Below are 23,081 nucleotides of genomic sequence, written 5' to 3'. Positions count from 1 at the left end.
ATAATGAGTAATTATTCATTTATATTCTACTGAATTAGTAGGTATTTAAGAGAAATTAAGTGTGAAATGGAGGTTTAGCTTCTCTTTTTAACAAAATAGGAGTGCAGTGTTTAATACATTTTAAGTAATTGAATTCAAATACATTGAGTGATAGGAGGTGTAAAAGCAAATACTATCAGGTTATACATATAACATAGTGTAGTCTTTTGCTTAGTGTTTTGAAAAATAGAAACACTTTAAATATTCGTTTAATTAAACGTGTAAATTAAATATTAGGCTCTTAAGGGAACTTGAAAGTAGACCTTATGAATCTTGTAGAAAGATTGATTAGAAAAAAAGAAATTAGTTTTCAAGCATTAAATCTTGGGCAAAAAATAACCCTCCCAGTTACCGTCGTAACTAGGAGGGACCTATAGCTTATAAAAGACTTATAATTAAGTAGTCTTAATTATTTTTTGTCTTTCATTTGACTTTTCAAGTTTGCAAGAGCATCTAAATCACCTAAAGAAGTTGTAGCTTCTTCGTTTGATGCTGGAGCTGCTTTCGCACCACCTTTCTTAGAAGCTGCTTTCTTAGGAGCAGAAGTAGCTGCTGACTCGTTGTAAACGTGAACGTGAGAAAGGATGATCTTCTTGTCCTCTTTAGAGAATTCTAAAACTTTGAAGTCTAATGACTCACCAGTTTCAGGGTTAGATCCGTCCTCTTTCTTAAGGTTCTTAGAGATTGAGAATCCTTCGATACCGTAAGGTAACTCGATCACACCACCTTTATCTGACTTAGAGATAATTGTACCTTTATGTACAGAATCAGGAGTAAATACTGTTTCGAAGTGTTCCCAAGGGTTCTCTTCTAACTGCTTGTGACCTAACGCTAAACGACGCTCTTCAGGGTTGATTTCAAGAACAACAACATCTAATTTTTCACCTTGCTTGATGAATTCAGATGGGTGCTTGATTTTCTTAGTCCATGAAAGGTCGGAAACGTGTACTAAACCGTCGATACCTTCTTCTAACTCAAGGAATAAACCGAAGTTAGTTAAGTTACGAACAACACCTGAGTGCTTAGTACCTACAGCATACTTCTCTAAAAGATCTTTCTTAGTCCAAGGATCTTCAGTCAATTGCTTGATACCTAATGACATCTTACGCTCGTCACGATCGATAGTTAATACAACTGCTTCGATTTCGTCACCAACTTTGATGAAGTCTTGAGGGTTACGTAAGTGTTGTGACCATGACATTTCAGAAACGTGGATCAGACCTTCAACGCCTGGCATGATTTCTAAGAACGCACCGTAATCAGCAACGTTTACGATTTTACCTTTAACTTTAGCTCCAACTTCAACATCAGCACCAAGAGAATCCCAAGGGTGAGAAGTAAGTTGTTTCATACCTAATGAGATACGCTTCTTATCATCATCAAAGTCAAGTACAACAACGTTAACTTTTTGGTCAAGCTGCAATACTTCCTCTGGATGAGAGATACGTCCCCAAGAGATGTCTGTAATGTGAAGAAGACCATCTACACCACCTAAATCGATGAATACACCGAAGTTTGTCATGTTTTTGATCACACCTTCCAAGATTTGACCTCTTTCTAGGTTGTTCAAGATGCGTTGTTTTTGCTCTTCCAAATCCTTCTCGATAAGGATCTTATGAGAAACAACAACGTTATCGTTAGCGTAGTTAATTTTAACTACTTTCAATTCCATCTTCTTACCTACAAATACGTCGAAGTCACGGATAGGCTTCACATCAATTTGAGAACCTGGCAAGAACGCCTCGATTCCGAAAATATCAGTGATAAGACCACCTTTAGTTCTACGCTTAACAACACCTTCGATAACAACGTCGTTATCAAGAGCATTTTGGATATTCTCCCAAGCGCGAACGATTTTTGCTTTTCTTCTAGAAAGAACAAGTTGACCGTTATTGTCTTCTTGTTGCTCAACAAATACCTCAACTTCATCACCTACTTTTAGGTCTGGAGTGTCACGGAATTCGTTTGAAGGAACTAAACCATCAGATTTGAAACCGATGTTTAATACTACATCACGATCAGTAATAGATACTACAGATGCTTTAACAACTTCTTTTTCATTAAGTTGGTTTAATGTACCTTCGTACATTTTAAGCATTTCTTCTTTTTCTGCTGCTGAGTAACCATCGCCGAATGCCGATTGTGAGTTTTCAAACTCGTCCCAGTTGAAGTCTTGTGATTGTTCTGACATAATAATATATGAGCACTGTTTACGCCCTTACGCTAGTGCTATTACGCAAGAGATTTATGATAAATGATTAATGAAAATCCAGAGCTAGTACGTGGATTAACAACTGTCTTACAGAGCTAGTACGTGTAAATCAGCACGCAAAGGTAGGAAAATAATTTTTTAATCGGAAGATTTGGAAGGAATTAAAGCGTTAAGGAGTAATAATAGCAGAGGAATATTTAACTTTATGCCATAATAAACTAATCATAAACATAAAATGAAAGCAAATTATAGTTTGGAGTGGCTTCAGAACAAAGTCAATAATAATGAATCTGTAAAATATCTCTTCTTTTGGGGACATACTAAATCAAAAAATCAAGAAGTAGGTAATTTCTGTTTTAGTCAGTGGTTTGAAAGTGACTTTGAAGTGGATGGAATTACTTTTAAATCTACTGAGCATTGGATGATGGCTCAAAAGGCTAAACTATTTAATGATACGGAGATTTATAATCAAATTATCAATTGTAAAAAGCCTGGTGAAGCGAAGGCTTTAGGGAGGAAAGTGAGAAACTTTGATGAATCTTTATGGAAACAATATCGATATGAAATTGTCACCAAAGGGAATATTTATAAATTTACTCAAAATCAAGATTTAGGAAAATATCTTTTAAACACTCAATCAAGAGTTTTAGTGGAGGCGAGTCCTGTAGATACTATATGGGGGATAGGTTTGACGAAGGACAGTGAAAGTGCAAATGATGTCAATAGCTGGAGAGGATTAAATTTGTTAGGTTTCGCCTTGATGGAAACTCGAGACTTTATAAATGAGGTGGGTTTTGATCACAAGAAGGTAAAGAAAGCTCTTTCTGAATTCATGACGTTATAAAGAAGTATTCCATCAACGGCCCACGAATTAAGTCGTGGGTTTATGAAAAATGCCCCTTTGTTTGGATAATCAGACAAAGGGGCATTCTTATATATAAGGTTAGGTTCTAATGCAAACTACATCCACATTTTGGAACCGTAAAGCCTTGTGAAGCTTCATGCCAAGGGAAAGAAGCATTATAGCTTTCCTCTTCCCAATAGAATTTATGGCGTTCTTCACCATTTACATTATGCATCGTTTCAGCGTCATAAAGCTCTCCGTTGATCATTACTTTATCGATAAATTCAGTATTATGAATATCCTCTAATGGGTTTTTATCCATAATAATAAGATCTGCTAGTTTTCCTTCTTCTAAAGAACCCACATCAGCATCTAATCCTAAATAATGAGCACCATTATAGGTAGCAGAACGGATGGCTTCTAAAGGAGACATTCCTCCTTGTGCTAACATCCAAAGTTCCCAGTGTGCACCGATACCTTGAATTTGACCGTGAGCACCAAGGTTTACTTTTACACCTTTATCTGATAACATTTTTGCAGATTCAGAAGTGGCGATATGACCAATTTTGTATTCGCTTTCTGGAACCATCGTTCTATGTCTAGATCGGCTGTCAATAATTGCTCTAGGCGTGAAGTTCAATAATCTTTCTTTTTCCCAAACGTTGGTATGTTGGTACCAGTAATATTCTCCATTAATACCGCCATAGTTCACAATCAAAGTAGGAGTGTAGCCCACTTCCGTTTTTGCCCAAAGATTTTGAACATCATTGAAAACAGGAGTAATTGGAATGTTGTGTTCTACACCAGTATGACCATCTAAAATCATCGTCATATTATGATAGAAAGTTGAACCGCCTTCAGGAACCACCATGATTCCTTCTTCTTCCGCAGCTTTGATCACCTGTTGTCTTTGCTCACGTCTAGGCTGATTGTAAGACTTTACAGAAATAGCTCCCCATGCTTTTGTTCTTCTGATTGCCGAACGAGCATCTTCCAATGAGTTGATATTGGCTTTGAAATCACCATCTGCTCCATAAAGAATCACACCTGTAGAGTAGATTCTTGGACCAACCATAGCACCTGTTCTCACCATTTCTGATTGGTTGAATACCATTTCAGAGTTAGCAGAAGGATCGTGTGTTGTCGTTACACCGTAAGCAAGGTTGGCATAATAAGGCCAGTTTTGTTGTGCACTCATTCCCAAACGGAAAGCACCCAAGTGAGCGTGGGCATCCACAATACCCGGCATAATCGTTTTCCCTTTGCAATCAATCACTTTCGCTCCTGATGGAACTTGTACATCAGTTCCAATCGCAACAATTCTATTTTCTTTTACAAGAATAGTAGCATTTTCTAACACTTCATTTTTAGCATTAACCGTAATGACTCTAGCATTTGTTAGTGCATAAGATGTAGAAGGTTTAGCACTTTCTAATTCAAGGTTGATTTCAATACCTTCCGATTTTGGCTCTACTGCTTTTTCATTTCCACCTTCTACAAAAGAGAAAACTTCTTGAAGTGAAGTCGTAAAGTATTCGTTACCCAATGACCAATGTAATTTTTGGCTATCACCAGACCAATGAATATTATAACCTGCATCTTTAGCCACTTGTGCTACCGGAACTGCTTTTGTGCCAGATGATAAATCAATTGCTTTTCCAGCCATTGGCATTGGAGCAATATAGACTTTAAATAACTCTGTAAATGCAATCCATTTGTTGTCTGGAGATGGTACAAACTGATTGGTATATTTAGTAGTGAAGTGCACTCTTTTGTCTTGGCCGTTTAAATCAACACTTTTGAAAGCTTTCTTTAAACTACCAAAGAAGAAACCACCTGTTTGATAGAAAATACGATCGCCAGTTACATTAAACTGAGGGAAATCTCCTTCTTCAACTACTCTTTTTAATGTATTTATATCATTAATATTTACTGTATAAATGCCAGTTTCCTTTGTATAAGCATAGCCTTGTTGATTGTTCCCTCTTTCTTTAATAAAAACGATCGTTTCATTGTCTTTTGAAAACTGAGGTCTACGGTAAATACCTTTTGGTAATTCTAAAGTAGTAGGGTTTACTTTTTTAGCGGTTAAATCAATGAAATGAATTTTACCCTTTTCGCTATCTGACCAAGAAGTATAAACCATTTTACTTCCGTCAGGTGAAATATGAGGCTCGTATTCGAAAGCATCTGTTTGAGAAGTCAATCGAACCGGTTTTCCTTTAGGTAATTTCTTTTCATATAAATAACCTGCAGCATGGAAATAGATCTTCTTACCATCCTTTGAAGTGATTACATTTCTCAATGCCTTTGCTGTAAATTGATCTGGAGCCACTTCATGTTTGAATCGAAGTGATGCAGTGAATTCTTGGTGAATATTGGCTTTAAAAGGAATGATTTCCCCTTTGCCAGTCGCAACATCTACTTTCCAAATTTGTCCGCCTTTACCCCAAAGTACAATGTATTTATCATCGGGAGTCCATGCATATTTTGGAGAAGGTCCAAAAATCGCCCAAGCTTCTTGTTGATCTTTTTCTAATTGATCAAAAAGTGGACGTTGACTGTTCATTTCAAAATCATGGATAAATAAAACCGATTTGTCACGAACTCTTCTGATAAAAGATAATTTTTTACCATCATGAGAAGGCATTGGACCGATGGCTCCACCAGGACCACTAACTACAGTTTTGATTTCACCATTGATTCTGTTGTAAGACTTAATGATGTAAATCTGACTGTTTGGATCTTTATTGTATTGGAAGAAGCCACCTGGATAAACGTCTTCAACATAATACATGTATTTCCCATCCGCAGAAACGACAGGTTGGTTGATATCCTGTTGCTCATTTTTACGAGGAACCAATTCGATACCTTCACCACCAGAAATGTGATACATCCATAATGCACCAGCTCCCAAAGATCTTGTGAAGGTATAGTGCTTACGAGCGATAATGTATTGTCCGTCTTCACTCCAAGTAGGGTTGTTGGTCAAACGGAATTTTTCTTTAGTGACTTGCTTAGGATTTTGAGCATCACTGTCCATTACCCAAATGTTGTCACCACCACCTGCATCTGAAGTGAAAACAATTTTCTTTCCATCAGGAGAAAACTTAGGTTGTGATTCCCAAGCCAAACCACCACGAAGTAACTTTGCATCACCTCCGGTAATCGGCATTGAGTAAATATCGCCTAACATATCAAAAACGATAGTTTTTCCGTCAGGACTGATATCCAAATTCATCCATGTGCCTTCATCTGTCTCGAAGTCTACACTTTTTACCTCACGCTGAGGTTTCGTAATATCCCATTTCTCTTCTTTTTCCTGAGCGAAAGTCGCCAAAGCAAAGAGCAGGATTAATAAATTGGTTAATTGAAATTTCATTTATAATAATTAGAAGTTAATTGAATTGTTCCGTAGGGGCAGACCTAAGTGTCTGCCCGCCCAGAATAAGGGTTTTAGCCCTTGTGATATTAATGTACATTCCCCATGAATTGGTAAAAAAAGGGAATGATGTTTTTTTATTTCAAATCAGAAAGCTCAGATGCAAACCCACCACTTAAAATAGGGAATCTACACCAAGTCTTAGGGTCAAGGTTTTTGTCATCCAAGTGGAAAGAAGGAGCATAACGCTCACGTTTCCATTGATTTCTGCTCCATAGTCTAAAGAACTTCGTAATCCATTGATGTACAGTTTCTCTAGGAGTGTCAGGGTGATTAGCTTGAACGAAAAGAAGGCATTCTTGCGGTGATTTCTTATCACGAATGGCTAATTTTTCAATTTCTTCCAATACATCATAAGGCATTAAATCCGCTTCATCCGTTTGTTTAGAATCGGCAGGGCGAAGTTCAGCAGTAGGCTGTTGTTCATTGACGAATGAAAGTGCAGGGATGTTCCATTTACCATCCAAACCGTCTTTTTCCATCCATCTCAACCAGCTTCTCAAGTAATTCTTGTCAATACCTGCAATTGGGCTTAAACCTCCACTCGTATCACCGTCCATAGTAGCATAACCCACGGCAGCTTCAGAACGGTTGGAAGTAGAGAGGAGTAAGGCTCCGTTGATATTTGCCAACATCCAAACCGAAGGGGCACGAACTCTCGCTTGAATATTTTGTAAAGTAATATCGTCTTGCTCCCAAGTCAATTCACGGTCAATGGCTTTTTCAATGGCATTTAAATAACCTTTGAACATTGGATTGACATTTACATTGTAGAAAGTAGCTCCAACTGCTTCCGCTAATGACTTTGCAGCGTTGAATGTCACATCACCACTGTTTTCAGTCGGTTGGTAAGCAGTAGTCAATACTTTATTACAAATTTCTTTGATAGAGTTGCAGTCCTTTAAAGAATTGAAGTAACCTAATTTTTCTTTAAACCCTTCTAATCCTAAATCTTCAACGCCCATCTCAATCATCAAGTGAATTAACGTCACGATGGCTGAAGAGTCAGCGCCACCTGAAAGTGAAACTACAAAGCCTTTTGAATAACTTTTACGCATATAATCAAAAAGACCTAAGGCTACCGCTCGTCCAAATTCTTCCTCTTTAATATACTTTGAATGCTCCCATGATGCTTCAGAAGGAGAATGCTTTTCAGGTACCGTTTGAGGAATGGTAAAGTCAGAATTAATCACTTCAATATTAGAAGTTCCCGTATTAGAAGTATGGCTCTGAATTTGAGCTAAACGGGCAATATCCAAATCAAAAGTAGCTGTTGTAACTTTACAGTTTTTGAAAGAAAAGCGCTTACTGATTGCTAATAGATTTCCTGATAAGGCGATCATTACACCACCATCATAAATCGCTCTTCCAGATTCGTTACCTAATAAATTGGCATAAATATATCCCACACCATAGGCTCTTGAACCTTCTAATACAAAACGCTTACGAACATCCAATTTATCAAAAGCAAAGTGACTAGCAGAGGGGTTTAGAATAATATCAACCCCATTTTGATAAAGAGAACGACCCGGTCGATTGGCTACCCATGCATCTTCGCAAATCTCAAAACCAATACGAATGCCATTCACATCAAATAATAAATCCCCGATAGGGAAAGTAGATGCACCTAAAGTATTTTCGTATGATTGATCTAATTTGATTTCTGAAACCTCACCACCTTCCCAAGGCGTAAACCATCTTGGTTCATAATGAATGCCGTTTCCTGCTAAATGTTTCTTTGCCACAAACCCTAAAATCTTTTGGTCTGCAATCAAAGCAACAGTATTATATAATTTGTTTTTATGTCGTAATGGAAGCCCAACTGAAATAACAATATCTTTGGTATGAGGCAATAAATCACCTAGTAATTTTAGAGATTGCTGTTCGGTATTGGGAGAGTAAAAAGCATCTTCACATCCATACCCTGATAAACATAATTCAGGAAGACATAAAATGCTTACATTTTCATCTTTGGCTGTATTAATCGCCTGTAATATATTCTGAAAGTTGTTGTTCCAATCCAATGGAGTCTGATTCAGTTCAGCACCACCAACTTTATATAAATTCATCATAAATAATCTGTCATTCTATTTTGAGCAAATGTACGATTTATTTAGATGAAAATGGAGTGTGAAATCTTACGAAAATAAAAAAGAGACATGTTTGATACATGTCTCTCACTATATGCAATGACAAAAGTGTTATACTTTCTTGAATGTTTCTTTTAATACAATTGAACAGATACAAGCCAATATAAAAGCTATCGGCATCACCCAAATTGCAGCTTGAAAAGCTGTCTGTAAAACTTCTGGAGTTGAATTTTCATGTCCACCAAAATAAGAAACTAACCATCCGAATAAAGGTTGCCCAACAGCTCCAATACCCATTAATACAACTGCCGATAAACCATTTGCTGTACCTAAAACTTCATCACTGTTTGATTCACCAATTACGGGGTAACCAATTGTTTGAGCTGCAGTGATAATCCCTAATAATAAAAACAAGGTATAAAAGTAAGTGGCTCCAGTGGAAATTGGGAACATGATCAGCAGCATAATAATTAATGATAAAATACCGCCTCCCAGCATGGCTTTCTTTCTAGATTGTAATTGATCAGAGATCCATCCACACAAAGGTGAACCGATCATAGTCCCGATAAAAATCATCCCAATAATACCAGTAGAAGTAGCTTCTGAAAAATCTGGATTGACGAATTTAAGATATGTGGTTCCCCAAACTGCTCCTAGTAGAAGAACAGAAAGGTTTAATAAACCGATGTAAAGACCCGCTAGCCAGTTTTGAGAATTTGAAGCGGCCAACTTTAATCCTTCTATCAATGATAAACCGTTTTCGTTTTCATTACGAACACCCTCTTCAGAAGGACTGTCTTTAACAAAAAGAGCAATCAAAACTAGAATGAAAATACCAATGCCACCATTGATTAGCATGGTTGTATCTCCTCCGAAATGATCCAAAAGCATTAAAACAGGTGAGCCTGAAACCCAACCTCCAAAAACCGCAAATGTCACTAAAAGACCTGAAACTAAGGCTAGTTTAGAAGAAGGAAACCATCTTGGAGCTAATCGGAAAGGAGCCATAAATGCTACACAATGTGCTATTCCAAGTGTGAATCGTAGGACAGAGGCAATTAAAACGTTATCAGTTAATGCAGTTCCAAAAACACTAACCACGGCAACGGCACACATACTTAATACCACTTTTTTGACAGAAACTTTATCGAGAAGTACGCCAACAGGAATTAATAATAATACCGTTCCGTAAAGAAAAGTACCTGCAAAAGATCCAAATTCTGAAACTGTACTTAATGCCAATTTGTCCATGAAAAAACCTTTCATCGCTTCAGTACTAAAAAGCGTCATTTGTATGAAGCTATAAAAAAAGAAGGCTCCTGCTGAAAAAACAGCTAGAATTGATTTTAATGAAATGGATTGTTGTTCCTGTTGTGTCGCTACCGTTGCCATATAAAAAATATTTGTTGAAATAATTCATGCTTCAAACAAATATCCCTTTTACAGATGAATATAATTGGTACTGATTTAACGAATAGTAGTATGATTTTAGCCAAAGAGAAGTCTCTTGTGCTGTTTTTCTTTGAAATATATATCATTACATGAATTAAGAGTAATTTTCCCCTCATTACATTTTGATTTATAATTAAGAGGAATTAATCTAGTTAAAAATTGTAGTACTTAAATTATTTTTTAATTTATCATGGAATGAAGTTTCCTTTTTTAACTGAATGCATGTATTTATGATTATTTCAATAGTCTTAACCATAATGCTGGTTTTACTTTGTTTGATTTGGGTACATTTCCTTTTTATCAATATTATGAAAAAACGGTATACTTGGTCTGCTTTTTTGGTGAGCATCACTGTCTTTCTTTTTTGGAAGTTGCTATCTTTTTTTTACTTAACAAGTTATTCTAGAGAGGTTTGGTGGGAGGGAAATAGTAGAGATATTCTTGGTGTTGAAGCTGATTTTGAGGAACAGGATTATATAAATATCAACTTTTTGGGTTCTTCTGTAGGTAAATATCAGATTGAAACTATTAGCCCTCAAAATATAGTAAATAGTGATTTTGTTAAATACTTTCCCTCGTTTTCCTTTGCAAATCATAAGTGGAAAGGAACACCAGTTTTTGTAACCTAATGATATGGAAAAATGTCTTGAAAATGGGGGGAGTTTAGGGGAAGAAATAAAAGAGAAGTTAGAGTCAATGGGTTATTACTATGCTTATAAAGAGGGGGATATTGAAGGATCAATAGAGAACCTGTTTTTATTTGATCCGTAAGAAAAGAATTTTTATGTTTTAATCCAATTTTAAAAAATAAAAAAAGCCATCAAAATCATGATGGCCACGGCTAGTTCCGGCTAAATTGTTGAAAGTAATTTCATCAATAAGTGATGTTAACTAAAATTTCTCATGATTTTGGGTAAAAATCGGCGAGAACATGATTAACCTTTTATTTGCAGTAACAAATTGATGTTATACAATTTTAATATTATTAAATATTTATTCCAAATCAAAAACCTATAAATAGCTGAAAAAAGCCTATTTGTAGGTTTTGTAAGAGGTTTTTAATGAATACTTTATGTTAGAAGTGAATTAAAGAGTATTCCTCAAACTTAAACAATACTTTTAGAAACCCTCATAATATGTGATAGTTCATGCGTTTGCTTACCTTCACGATTACTGAAAATTCCTTTTGTATTCAAAATGTCTTCTCTTACAAAATGGGAAGAATGTATAATTTTACCTTCTCCTGAAACAATTCCAACATGCGTAATTCTCCCTTTTTCATTATTAAAATAGGCTAAGTCACCTGCTTTAGCATCGGAGAAAGAGACTTTAGTTCCAATTTCAGCTTGTTGGTAAGCATCTCTAGGTAGAAGAATACCATGTGCACCCATGACTGTTTGTGCAAAACCAGAACAATCAATTCCAAAAATTGAGCGACCTCCCCATAAATAAGGGACTCCCATATATTTCTCAGCTGTAGTAATGGGGTGCTCTTCATTTTTTGAAGGTAGAACACTGTGCAATTGAGCATATTTTAATTGCATAGAGTTGCATTTTTCATAATGAAAAGGCAATGTTGATCCTACTGACAAATGTATGGTTTTTTGATTGTCAAAAATAGGGTAGATCAATCGGGTAACAACGGGATGCTCTTCCTTTCTATACCTTTCAGCATACTCTGGGGCTACTTCGTTATGTTGGCCGTAAGTAATCCAACCTTCATAATTATCCTTGAGCATTCTAATCTTGATCCACTCTTCTTTTTCATCAACGGATAAAACTTTATACAATTCACCATATAACAACTGTGTTGTCATTTCTGATGAATGTGCAGCTTCTCCTCTTACCGCTAGGGTACTATATATACAAAGTCCAAATGTTGGCTTCATTGAATTTTATGTTTTTTCTTTGTGGCAAAGCTGATACTTGCTGTAATACTAAAATTGCTTGAAGTATTAGGTACTGTATAAATATCATAATGACTTTCTATGTAGAAGTAATTGAGGACAATTTCAAGAGAAATTCTTGGAGTCCAAAAATTACCAAACCCAAGACTTATACCGTATACATTACCATATCCATCAAACTTTGCCGTATTGTCTTGAACAGTATAAGTCAAACGCGTTTTACTTCTTGCATAAGATAACTCTCCAAAAATACCATTTTTTAGGTATTTTCTTACTCTTGGGCCACCACCAATGAAAGTTTCGATGTTTTTATTATCGTAGGTAAAAGATAAAGTTCTCAACCCTCCATGGAGGAAACCTCCAATCATTAGCTCATCTATAATGAAATATCCTGCATATAAAGTACCAAAAGCGTCGACTAAAATATTACTATTTGTAAAACCCAAATTACGATTTTGATAGGCGAAACCAAGACCGTATCCAAAGCCTGTTAGAATTTGTTTTTTGGAAGTTTGGGTAATAAAGTTTTCATCCTCATCAGAATGAGCGAGCGTTTGTGGTCTATCTTTATCTTGAGCTACTCCAGCAAAACTAAAAATAAGAAGATAGATAAAAATAAATGTTGAAAATATTTTCCTGTAGTTCATCTATACTTTTGATAAGCGTTCTTGAATATACGCTTTTTCTTCCGAATTTGTCATAATCACCAATACAGATTCACTTTGAAGCACTGTATTGACGTCGGGCTTAAATTGCCAATCCTCATTGTTTCTAATGGCCAAAATAAGGGTAGAAGGCAAGTTATGGATCTCTAAAGCTTCAAGTTTTTGACCGGCAAATGATTCGTTGACATGAATTTCTTCGAGTCTGAAAAAGTCGGTTTTTTCTCTTCTAATGGCATCGATAAAAGTAGTGATAGTTGGACGAAGCATTTCCATTGCCATTCTTCTACCTCCAATAGAGTGGGGAGATACTACCTCGTCTGCACCTACTGATTTTAATTTCTGTTTGAAGGAAGGGAATTTATTAGCAGAAACAATTCTAGCTGTAGGGTTAAGTTGCCTTGACGAAAGAGTAGTTACAAGGTTGATATTGTCATCGTTAGTACAGACAAATACACCCTCTGCATTTTCAATTCCAGCTGAAATTAATGTATCATCAACGGTACAATCACCCACAATACCGTAAGCGTGTTTATATACCTTTCTATGTTTTAGATAAACTTGATTGTCGTTTTCAATAAACACGAAAGCTTTTTCCTTTTTATCTAACTCTTCAGCGATTTTAAGTCCAACTCTTCCTAAACCGCAAATAATAAGATGTTTGTCTAGTTTGTTGATCATACGTAAACTTCTTCTTTTGATAAACTCCTCCTGTATGTGTCCTTCCAAAAAGAAAGCCGACAAAGAAGTGGCAATATATGTAAAAGTACCAATTCCACTGAACGCTATAAAAATAGCAAAAAATCTTCCAACGGGATTGTTGTCTAATGGGATTACTTCACCATAGCCAATGGTTGTAATGGTAATCGCAGTCATAAAGAATGCATCAATTGGATCGACAGGAGTACTTGACGTTGCCATAAAACCAATTGTTCCCATTAATAAAATAAAGAGAATAACACCAAAGGCGGGTAATATTTTGGATATTATGGGTCTCATCTATAGTATATTCACTTCAGGTTCGATGCTGATACCAAATTGCGATTTTACATCTTTTTGAATTTGAAGTGCTAGAGCCCAAGCTTCTTCACCTGTTGCTCCACCATTGTTGACGAGTACCAATGCTTGTTTAGGGTATGTTCCTACATTACCTAAAGATTTCCCTTTCCATCCAGCCGTTTGAATCAACCATCCGGCAGGTATTTTGATCGCTTCTTCACCTACAATATAATGAGGTGCATCTGGGTGTTTTTCAATGATTTTTAAAGCATCTTCTTTTGGCAAAACAGGGTTTTTGAAGAAGCTGCCACAATTACCAATTTCGTTAGGGTCTGGTAATTTTGATTCACGAATTTTGATGATCACATTGGCTAAATCAAGAGGAGTAAGGTTTTCGATACCCTGATTCTCAATTTCGTCTTCAATAGCACCATAACTTGTATTGAAGTTCCAATTTTTATTTAGCTGAATAGTGATGGAAAGAACAGCAATTTTACCTTTTAGCTCATTTTTGAAAATACTATTTCTATATCCAAACGCACATTCTTGATTGCTGTATTCAAATGTTTCTTTTTTATCAAAATGATAAAATTCGACTTTTTGTATTACATCTTTTACTTCAACGCCATAGGCACCAATATTTTGTATAGGGCTTGCCCCAACAGTTCCAGGAATCAAAGCAAGGTTTTCAATGCCCTGCCAACCCTTTTCCACTGTTTGCATTACCGTATCATGCCAATTTTCACCGGCACCAATTTTTAATGTAATATGATGATCATCTTCGGAGATGACTTCAAAGCCGCTAATTTCATTTTTAATGATTAAACCATGGAAATCTTTCGTGAAAAGTATATTGCTTCCACCTCCAAGGATAATGAAGTTTTGATCATTAGGTTTTTGATCAAGGATAGTCGTTAATTCTTCTTTATTGGAAAAAGTCGTAAAGAAATCAGCATTTACTTTAGCACCAAATGTGTGGTAAGGTAGGAGTGAAATATTTGTTTTCATAGGTCTTAAAAAAATAAGGCGTTAGGTTGTATTTTCGAATTGAAATCAACCCAACGCCTTGTATTATTATTGGTAGTGAAAAGTACTATTTAGTAATTTCTTCCACTAGCTCATCAATTGGCATTTTGTTGAATTGTCCAGAAGACATTAATAATAGATTTTTCTTATTCCAGTCAATCTCTAATAATCTTTTCTGAAGTGCTTTCTCATCCGTAAAAATTTCTACATTTTTTTGTTTGAAAGCATTGAATACATCTTCTTTTGTGATTGAATTTAATCCTTTGTTTTCAACCACTTTAGGATTAAAGTAAACCAATGGAATATCAGCTTCTTTCAGTGTTTTTTCATACTCTGACAAGAAAGATGAAGTAAGGCTACTAAAGGTATGCAATTCCAAACAAGCCACAAGCTTTTCTTTTGGATATTGTTTTGCTACCGCATGTACAGTGGCTTGCACTTTTGATGGTGAATGAGCGAAGTCTCTAAATACTTTCGTATCAGGAGTTTCTTTGATCAACTGCATTCTCAAAGCAGCACCCTCAAACGAAGCTATTGCTTCTATGAATTCGTCTTTGCTTACGTTCAGGCGCTTACAAACTTCCATTGCAGCAGACATATTTTGTAAATTATGATCACCAAATACTTTCGTTTCAGTGTTTACATGTCCTGCAGTGATAATTGTTTTGCCATCTTTTACCTTCGACTTTAATTTATCGTAAGGGATAACATCAACATCACCTGAGATATCAAGTCTCTTGACTAATTTCTTTAAAGCCTTATCTTCAGCACTATAAATAATTACACCTGCTTTTGGAGAGTTTTCGACAAATAATTCGAATTGTTTTTCGTACTCTTCATACTTAGGGTATACATTAACATGATCCCAAGCAATCCCAGTAACTACTCCAATGTGATGATGATAATTTAAAAACTTAGGTTTTGCATCCAATGGTGAAGATAAATACTCGTCACCTTCAAGGATTACTACAGGAGCACTATCTGTAATTTTTACAGGTCTTTCTACACCTTTCAACGCAGCTCCTACAAGATAATCACATTCGATATTCCAATAGTTAAGAACATGAATGATCATTGATGTTACAGACGTCTTACCATGACTTCCAGCCACTACAACACGTTGCTTATTCTTAGTCTGAGAGTAGATATATTCAGGGAAAGAATAAATATTAAGTCCTAATTGTTTAGCTTTTACTAATTCTGGATTGTCTTTTTGAGCGTGCATACCCAAAATTACAGCGTTGATATCGTTTGTAATTTTTTCAGGGTGCCATCCCATTTCAGCAGGAAGTAAATCGAATTCCTTAAGGTTAGAATATGCAGGTTCATAAATGTGATCATCAGAACCACTCACGTTGTAACCTTTTTGCTGTAATGTGATTGCTAGGTTGTGCATAATGCTTCCACCTATTGCAATAAAATGAACTCTCATGTATATCTATTGTAGAATAAAATAATTCAAATAATATGATGTATTCAAAGTAAAAATAAAAAGGAAGCCCTTCTTTTACTTTTGAAGTGCAAATTTATTAAATTTTGATGAATAGACTACTATTCATATTGAAATCAATCCATCATATTGTAAATCTTTATAAATAACATCTAATTTGTTCATCTAGAAATAATGATAATCCGTATTTGATTATTGAAATATTGTATGTAGCATTAACAAGTTGTTATAGGAATCTTTTTAAGATCAATAATTTAGTATACGATATGACACTTATTTGAAGATCTATTCGAATAAAACCTAAATTTTAGAATAAATCTCCTTAATTTTGTACCCATGGAGAAGTCTAGTAGTAAAAGTAGTTTAATTCAATCTGCTTTTAATCAAAATAAACCAGACAATGTAGGTCTAGAATTAATGAATGCTAAAAAAAGACCATGTGATCACGAGTTGGAACGTGTGACCTTAGGTGCATTAATTCTAGAGAAGGAAGCCCTCAACGAAGTTATTGAGGTGCTGAAGACGGATACTTTTGATAGAGAAGCACATCAATATATATATAATGCAATCGTAGGGATTTTCAATAGAAGTGAACCTGTTGATCATATGACGATTGTGACAGAACTTAGAAAAACAGGAGAGTTAGAGAAAGTGGGAGGAGTGAGTTATATAGCTCGTCTTACACAGAGTGTAACCTCTTCTGCCAATGTTCTTCACTATGCACGTATTTTACAGGAATATTCGATCAAAAGAAAACTGATCAACGTTTCTAATGAGATACAAATCAAAGCATATGAAGATACCACTGATGTTTTTGATCTTTTAGATAAGATGGAAACCTCACTTTTTGAAGTGTCAGAAGAAAATGTACGTAAAAACTACATGGGCATGAATGAAGTAGTGAAGGAGGTATTCCATGAACTGGAAGAATTAAGAGACAATGATAATGATTTCACTGGTGTTCCTTCTGGATTTACGAACCTTGATAGGGTGACTTCAGGGTGGCAGCCTTCTGATTTGATCATTATTGCCGCTCGTCCAGCAATGGGTAAAACAGCCTTTATATTATCGGCTTGTAGAAACGCATCAGTTGGTTTTGGAAAACCTACCGCTATATTCTCACTGGAGATGTCTGCAGCACAGTTGGTAAAACGTTTGGTTTCCGCTGAAGCAGAGTTAGAAAGTGAAAAATTGAAGAAAGGTAATCTTACGGATGAGGAGTGGAGACGTCTAGTAGATAAAACATCTAGTTTGTCTTCAGCACCAATCTATATTGATGATACGCCAGCACTTACGGTACTTGAATTAAGAGCCAAATGTAGAAGGTTAAAAGCGCAACATGATATCCAAATGATTGTGATTGACTACCTTCAGCTGATGAGTGGTGGTGATAGTAAATCTAAGGGTAACCGTGAACAGGAAATTGCCTTTATTTCCCGATCATTGAAACAAATTGCGAAGGAATTAAATGTGCCTGTTATTGCACTTTCTCAGTTGAGCCGTGCTGTTGAAACCAGAGGAGGAGACAAGAGACCACAACTTTCCGATCTTCGTGAATCGGGATCTATTGAGCAAGATGCTGATATGGTAATGTTCTTATATCGTCCTGAATATTATGGTTTGGATGAAGATGAAGAGGGTAACTCAACTAAAGGTATGGGTGAGGTGATCATTTCTAAAAACCGTAGTGGTGGCTTGGAAAATGTTCGCTTGAAATTTATTGGTCAGTATACCAAGTTTGCTGATTGGGAAGATGGCTCATTTATGTCAACTGAAGATATGATGTCAGGCATGCACGGTGGTTTTGCTGGTGCTCCTGCTATTCCATCAAGTCTTCCTGAAGCAGGTGGTAGTATGCCAGGTGAAGTGACCTTTGATCAGATGAATGCCATGCCTCCAGATATTGATTTTAATGAAGGTGGAGACGATGGAGGACAAGAGTTTCAGACGCTTCCTTCAAAACTGAATAGAGATAACGATGGAGGAGCACCTCCTCCGTCAAATGATCCTCCTTTCTAAAATATTATATATAAAAATGGCTATTAGGTTAAAAATCTGATAGCCATTTTTTAATTGTTGTGGAAGTTCAATACTTTTAAATAGTATCTTATTCAATAAACAAATAAAAACATGTGTAATTCACGCTATATAAATCCTTTTACGGATTTCGGTTTTAAGAAGATATTTGGTGAAGAATCTAATAAGGATATTCTTATCAATTTTTTAAATGCTGTATTACCTGCAGAAGATCAAATCAAGGATTTGACTTATAAGTCAACTGAACATCTTCCAAAAAATGATACAGACCGTAAGGCTATTTATGATTTATATTGTGAGAATGAAAAAGGTGAAAAGTTTATTGTTGAATTGCAGAGAGCTTCTCAGAAATTTTTCAAGGATAGAACGATTTATTATTCTAGTTTCCCCCTACAAGAACAGGCTGAAAGGGGAATGTCATGGGATTATGAATTGAAGGCTGTATATGTAGTCTCTATTATGAATTTTATCTTTGATGAAAATGAAGAAGATTTTCATCATATCGTCGAATTAAAGAATCAAAAGAATAAAGTCTTTTATGATAAATTAAAGTTTGTGTATCTAGAGTTGCCAAAGTTTCAAAAACAAGAAAAAGATTTGGAATCCAATTTTGATAAATGGCTCTATTTATTAAGAAACTTAGACTCGTTTGATGAAATGCCACTTATTTTAAAAGAACGTATTTTTAAAAAAGTACTTAAATTAGCTGAGTATACAGCATTACCTAAAGTCGATCAAGATAGATATGATGATGACTTAAAGCGTTTTAGAGATTATACTAATACTCTTCAAAATAAAGTCGATGAAGGTATTGAAATTGGAGAGAAGAAAGCTAAAGTTGAAAGTGCAAAGAAGTTTTTATCTATGGGTTTGTCGATAGAACAAGTAGCTGAGGGAACAGGACTTTCTACTGTTGAAGTGAAAGAGATAGCAAATCAATAAAAAATGGCTACAAGGTAGATAAACCTTATAGCCATTTTTTGTGGTATTTAGAATCTATTTCAAAGGAATCAAAATAGGATTAGAGTAACAACCTGAAGGATAGTTCATATTCAAGAATGAACATATTGTTGGTGCGATCTCAGTTACAGTGTGAGGTGCATGTGTTTCTCCTGCTTTAATATTCCAACCATAGAATAGAATAGGAACATGAGTATCATATTTATAAGGAGAAAAATGTGTAGTACCGGCAGGTCCGTAATCTACATAATGTGATCTTAGAACACCAAATACATCTGGTGAGAATCTAGGGTTAAAAGCGTTGTAAATTAAACCTTTATATCCTTGAGAATACTCATTACGTTCAAGGTCTTTACCCAATAATGCATGAGTATACTGAGGCATTTCCATAAATGCTTCTGCTGCCGCTTTTTGAACCTCTTCTAAGTCAAGCCCTTTTTCTTTAATGAATTCTCTATCCAAATAAAGTTGACCTGAGTAGTTAGAGGCAACATATTTACCTTCACCGAATCGAGCGTTTAAAGCTTTTTCAATGTATTCGGTATCTTCTTTACTCTTGATATTTTTCGCTTCAAAATTCATTCTATCACGCATAAATGCAGCGTTTTGAGCTCCAGCGTGATCGGCAGTTAAGAAAATAACATATTGGCCTTTACCAACTTTTTCATCTAAATGATTAATTAAAGTGGCAATTTCCTGATCTAGTTTGATATACATATCCTGTACTTCAATAGACTGAGGACCATAAGCGTGACCTGCATAATCGGTAGAAGAGTAGCTTACTGCTAGTAAATCAGTAAAGTTATCCTGCCCCATATTTTCATTGTCAATAACACTCATTGCCATTTCAGTTACAATAGTATTACCGTAAGGAGTACCTTTTATGATATCGTATTTTTTACCCGTCTTTGCTCTTACTCTATCAGCTACAACGGCTTTTTTGATACTGTAAGGGAAAGTCGGTTTGTCTTTTCCTGGGAATAAAGATTCGTAAGGTGTATCATCTTCTGTTGATGCAGTGTATTCCTCGATAGGCAAAGAAAGCGTCCAGTCAGATTTCATATATTGATCGATAGGTCTGTTTTTACCTTCATTCAAAGCCGTTACCCAATCAGGTAATTGATCAATATAAAAAGAAGAAGTAATCCAATTACCATTTTTCTCATCTAACCAATAAGCGGCATCTGCTTTATGTCCAGCGGGAAGAACGGCAGATCTATCTTTAATAGAAACAGTGACCACTTTTGATCTGAAATTACTCGCCCATTTCAATTCATCTGATAAGTTAGTTACCGCAAGACGATATGGTGACTTTTGACCATTCTTACTGTCAGATCCTACTGTTTGGTATCTCTTGTCATCTACACAATAGACTGATTTACGTAATTCTCTATCATAGAAATTATTATTGACAATAGAGTGGTACGCAGGTGAAGTACCCGAATAAACAGAAGCGTGGCCTGGTCCTGTTACGGTTGGGGCGTAATTATATTGACCGTTTCTGACGTTATAACCATCGTTGACTAGTTTTTTAAAACCATCTTGTCCGAAGCTATCCCAATATCTTGAGATATAATCGTACTTCATTTGATCAACAATAATTCCTACAACAACTTTGGGTTTGTCTTCTGTAAACTGAGCAAAAGCACTCAGCATACTCGTCCCCATAAGGACGGAGGTGATCAGTAATTTTTTGATGTTCATTTAAATAGTATTCTTTAGAAATTATATTGGATTGTAGTCAACATGTTCGGTAGTGTAAACATGTTATTATAATATTGGCCCCAAAAGAGGTTACTATTTAAATAATATAAAAATATCAATTGTGAATTATTTTTAACCGACTTATTTAATTGATTCTTTGTTCAATTTCAGTTATTAAATCCTTAACATTGACCTCTTTTATAGACTTACTGATATTTAGTAATTTTAGAAGAAACTTTTGATGTGGTGTACTTTGAGGGTTGAAAGGTTTGTGATTTAAACCTTTGAGTACTTTATCTAATTTTTGTCTTGTTGAATTGGTTTTTTCATGAATTAAGGCCTGATCAAAATAAGACCAAATATAGTCTTGAGCCAACTTTGATGGATGAACAAGATCATCAGTATAAAAACGATAATCTCTCAATTCATCTAACATTATTTCATAGGCAGGGAAATAGAAGCAGTTTTCATATTTTGAGGTTACTAGATGAGTGAAGTATCTCAATATGGATTTACTTAGACTATTATCTACTAATCCATTTCTGAAATGGCGAATTGGAGAGACTGTAAAAATGACTTTACAACTTTGAGGAAGTAGGGTGTGCAGCTCTCTAAACTTCTCCATCATTTGGTCTACTTCTAATAACTCTTGCGTAAACTGTTTTGATGGTACTTTATGACAATTTGCTACTAATTGTTGGTGTTCATTGTGCTTAAAAACAAAAGAAGTACCTAAAGTGATAATGAGAAAATCCACTTTCTGTAAAGTGTTCTGGGTGGATTGTTGGATATTCTTGATTTGATCAATTAAGTCCTCTTGACTTAAACCTGAGATATCCGAATGAAAATTGAAGTGTTTGAAAAAGTCTTCGTTTTCAATGATCATCTGTTCATCCACTTTTTCAGTATCGGTAAAAGCCTGAAGTAAATTATCAAAAATACTTACTGGGTTGTAAAGTACTCCGTAAGGATTAATGGTGATATTGAATCTATTTTCTTGAAGTCGTTGGCCAATATTTTGGGCAAAGCAAGACCCAATACTTAAAATAGTACTATCAAAATTGATCTTTTCCTCAAAAAAAAGAGGATTAATAGGGGTTCTGAACGTCTCATTATGCAACATTTTCACAATATACGCTTTTGTAGTCGAAATAATTTTGTCCGATTAAAGACAAACCTTAGATTTGTATCCGAATTTATTTGAAAGAATCATAAATCGCTTCAAACATTAAAATGAAGAAGTATACATACACAGAGAAAAAAGATACGCGCTCAGGATTTGGTGCGGGCTTACATGAGCTAGGTAAAACGAACGAGGATGTAGTAGCATTATGTGCTGACTTAACAGGTTCTCTAAAAATGGATGCATTCAAAAATGATTTCCCTGAGAGATTCTTTCAAATGGGTATCGCTGAAGCAAACATGATCAACGTAGCAGCAGGTATGACAATTGGTGGTAAAATTCCTTTTACGGGTACTTTCGCCAATTTCTCAACAAGCCGTGTTTACGATCAGATCCGTCAATCAATCGCTTACTCTGGAAAGAACGTTAAAATTGCCGCTTCTCACTCAGGTCTTACTTTAGGAGAAGATGGAGCAACTCACCAAGTTTTAGAAGACATTGGTATGATGAAAATGTTGCCTAACATGACTGTAATCAACACTTGTGATTACAACCAAACAAAGGCAGCGACAATCGCAGCAGCGAAACATGATGGTCCTGTATACTTACGTTTTGGACGTCCGTCAATTCCTGTTTTCATGCCAGAAGGTGAATTCGAAATCGGAAAAGCGGTAATGTTAAACGAAGGTACTGATGTTACTATCGTAGCAACTGGTCACTTAGTTTGGGAAGCTATTCAAGCAGGAGAGAAATTAGCAGAAGAAGGTATCTCTGCTGAAATCATCAACATTCACACTATTAAGCCATTAGACGAAGAGGCAATCTTGAAGTCAGTATCTAAAACTGGTTGTGTAGTAACAGCTGAAGAGCACCAAATTGCAGGTGGTTTAGGCGAAAGCGTATCAGCTTGCTTAACTAGAAACTTATTAGCTCCACAAGAGTTCGTAGCAGTAAATGATACATTTGGTGAATCAGGTACTCCTGCTCAATTAATGGAGAAATATGGATTAACTGCAAATGACGTTGTTGCGGCAGCTAAAAAAGCAATCGAAAGAAAAGGTTAGTCTTTGACAATAATACTTTAGGATTAAAGCAATAAAACGCTTTAGTTCTTCTATATAAGCCCAATATTAG

General features: G+C 35.6%; 17 protein-coding genes. 6 read left to right on the top strand and 11 right to left on the bottom strand.

Annotated features, from left to right (window positions below; genetic code table 11):
* Positions 1 to 448: 448 nt before the first annotated feature.
* Positions 449 to 2,230 carry a 30S ribosomal protein S1 gene (gene rpsA / locus IC221_RS11910; RefSeq protein WP_188169184.1) on the bottom strand — a complete coding sequence of 594 codons (1,782 nt, stop codon included), beginning with the start codon at positions 2,228 to 2,230 and terminating at the stop codon, positions 449 to 451.
* Between the two features lie 256 nt (positions 2,231 to 2,486).
* On the opposite strand from rpsA, the gene IC221_RS11905 reads away from it, so the two are divergent.
* On the top strand, positions 2,487 to 3,095 hold the full coding sequence (locus IC221_RS11905; protein WP_188169183.1) for an NADAR family protein: 609 nt from the start codon (positions 2,487 to 2,489) through the stop codon (positions 3,093 to 3,095).
* A gap of 106 nt (positions 3,096 to 3,201) precedes the next feature.
* Here the strand turns inward: IC221_RS11905 and IC221_RS11900 are convergent, their stop codons facing one another.
* The 3 genes from IC221_RS11900 to IC221_RS11890 form a co-directional block, all read right to left on the bottom strand.
* Positions 3,202 to 6,477 (bottom strand): amidohydrolase family protein, encoded by a 3,276-nt coding sequence (locus IC221_RS11900; RefSeq protein WP_188169182.1) that lies wholly within the window; start codon positions 6,475 to 6,477, stop codon positions 3,202 to 3,204.
* Positions 6,478 to 6,614: 137 nt separating this feature from the next.
* Entirely contained in the window at positions 6,615 to 8,606 is a 1,992-nt protein-coding gene (nadE, locus tag IC221_RS11895) for an NAD(+) synthase (protein ID WP_188169230.1), read from the bottom strand.
* A 132-nt stretch (positions 8,607 to 8,738) separates the two neighbouring features.
* The gene (locus IC221_RS11890; protein ID WP_188169181.1) at positions 8,739 to 10,019 is read right to left on the bottom strand and encodes an MFS transporter; all 1,281 of its coding nucleotides are present in this window, start codon (positions 10,017 to 10,019) and stop codon (positions 8,739 to 8,741) included.
* Positions 10,020 to 10,387: 368 nt separating this feature from the next.
* Between IC221_RS11890 and IC221_RS11885 the strand changes: the two genes are divergently transcribed.
* Positions 10,388 to 10,708: a hypothetical protein gene (locus IC221_RS11885; protein ID WP_188169180.1), complete on the top strand. Its 321-nt coding sequence runs from the start codon at positions 10,388 to 10,390 to the stop codon at positions 10,706 to 10,708.
* 4 nt (positions 10,709 to 10,712) lie between these two features.
* Positions 10,713 to 10,850 (top strand): hypothetical protein, encoded by a 138-nt coding sequence (locus IC221_RS11880; protein ID WP_188169179.1) that lies wholly within the window; start codon positions 10,713 to 10,715, stop codon positions 10,848 to 10,850.
* Positions 10,851 to 11,185: 335 nt separating this feature from the next.
* Here IC221_RS11880 and IC221_RS11875 read toward each other — a convergent pair whose 3' ends face one another.
* From IC221_RS11875 to murC, 5 genes are all read right to left on the bottom strand, one after another.
* Positions 11,186 to 11,968, bottom strand: coding sequence for a C40 family peptidase (locus IC221_RS11875; protein ID WP_188169178.1), 783 nt, complete (start codon positions 11,966 to 11,968; stop codon positions 11,186 to 11,188).
* Positions 11,965 to 12,633, bottom strand: a complete 669-nt coding sequence (locus tag IC221_RS11870; protein ID WP_188169177.1) for a hypothetical protein — start codon at positions 12,631 to 12,633, stop codon at positions 11,965 to 11,967. Before IC221_RS11870 ends, IC221_RS11875 begins: the two co-directional genes overlap by 4 nt.
* Positions 12,634 to 13,647, bottom strand: a complete 1,014-nt coding sequence (locus IC221_RS11865; RefSeq protein ID WP_188169176.1) for a TrkA family potassium uptake protein — start codon at positions 13,645 to 13,647, stop codon at positions 12,634 to 12,636. It lies immediately after the preceding gene.
* Positions 13,648 to 14,655, bottom strand: a complete 1,008-nt coding sequence (gene murB, locus IC221_RS11860) for a UDP-N-acetylmuramate dehydrogenase (RefSeq protein WP_188169175.1) — start codon at positions 14,653 to 14,655, stop codon at positions 13,648 to 13,650.
* Between the two features lie 85 nt (positions 14,656 to 14,740).
* The gene (gene murC, locus IC221_RS11855) at positions 14,741 to 16,105 is read right to left on the bottom strand and encodes a UDP-N-acetylmuramate--L-alanine ligase (RefSeq protein WP_188169174.1); all 1,365 of its coding nucleotides are present in this window, start codon (positions 16,103 to 16,105) and stop codon (positions 14,741 to 14,743) included.
* A gap of 354 nt (positions 16,106 to 16,459) precedes the next feature.
* On the opposite strand from murC, the gene dnaB reads away from it, so the two are divergent.
* Complete coding sequence (gene dnaB, locus IC221_RS11850; RefSeq protein ID WP_188169173.1) at positions 16,460 to 18,142, top strand: replicative DNA helicase; 1,683 nt, start codon at positions 16,460 to 16,462, stop codon at positions 18,140 to 18,142.
* Between the two features lie 111 nt (positions 18,143 to 18,253).
* Positions 18,254 to 19,102 carry an Rpn family recombination-promoting nuclease/putative transposase gene (locus tag IC221_RS11845; protein ID WP_188169172.1) on the top strand — a complete coding sequence of 283 codons (849 nt, stop codon included), beginning with the start codon at positions 18,254 to 18,256 and terminating at the stop codon, positions 19,100 to 19,102.
* A 54-nt stretch (positions 19,103 to 19,156) separates the two neighbouring features.
* On the opposite strand, the gene pafA is transcribed toward IC221_RS11845, so the two are convergent.
* On the bottom strand, positions 19,157 to 20,824 hold the full coding sequence (pafA, locus tag IC221_RS11840) for an alkaline phosphatase PafA (protein WP_188169171.1): 1,668 nt from the start codon (positions 20,822 to 20,824) through the stop codon (positions 19,157 to 19,159).
* A gap of 145 nt (positions 20,825 to 20,969) precedes the next feature.
* A complete protein-coding gene (locus IC221_RS11835; protein ID WP_223241362.1) occupies positions 20,970 to 21,947 on the bottom strand; it encodes a GSCFA domain-containing protein in 978 nt (325 codons plus the stop codon).
* Positions 21,948 to 22,057: 110 nt separating this feature from the next.
* Between IC221_RS11835 and IC221_RS11830 the strand changes: the two genes are divergently transcribed.
* Positions 22,058 to 23,011: a transketolase family protein gene (locus IC221_RS11830; protein WP_188169169.1), complete on the top strand. Its 954-nt coding sequence runs from the start codon at positions 22,058 to 22,060 to the stop codon at positions 23,009 to 23,011.
* Positions 23,012 to 23,081 lie beyond the last annotated feature (70 nt).

Origin of the sequence: Flammeovirga sp. EKP202, assembly GCF_014534745.1 — a bacterium.
Taxonomy (GTDB): Bacteria; Bacteroidota; Bacteroidia; order Cytophagales; family Flammeovirgaceae; genus Flammeovirga.
The sequence above is the reverse complement of the archived record's forward strand: the minus strand, read 5'-3'. Positions and strand labels throughout refer to the sequence as shown.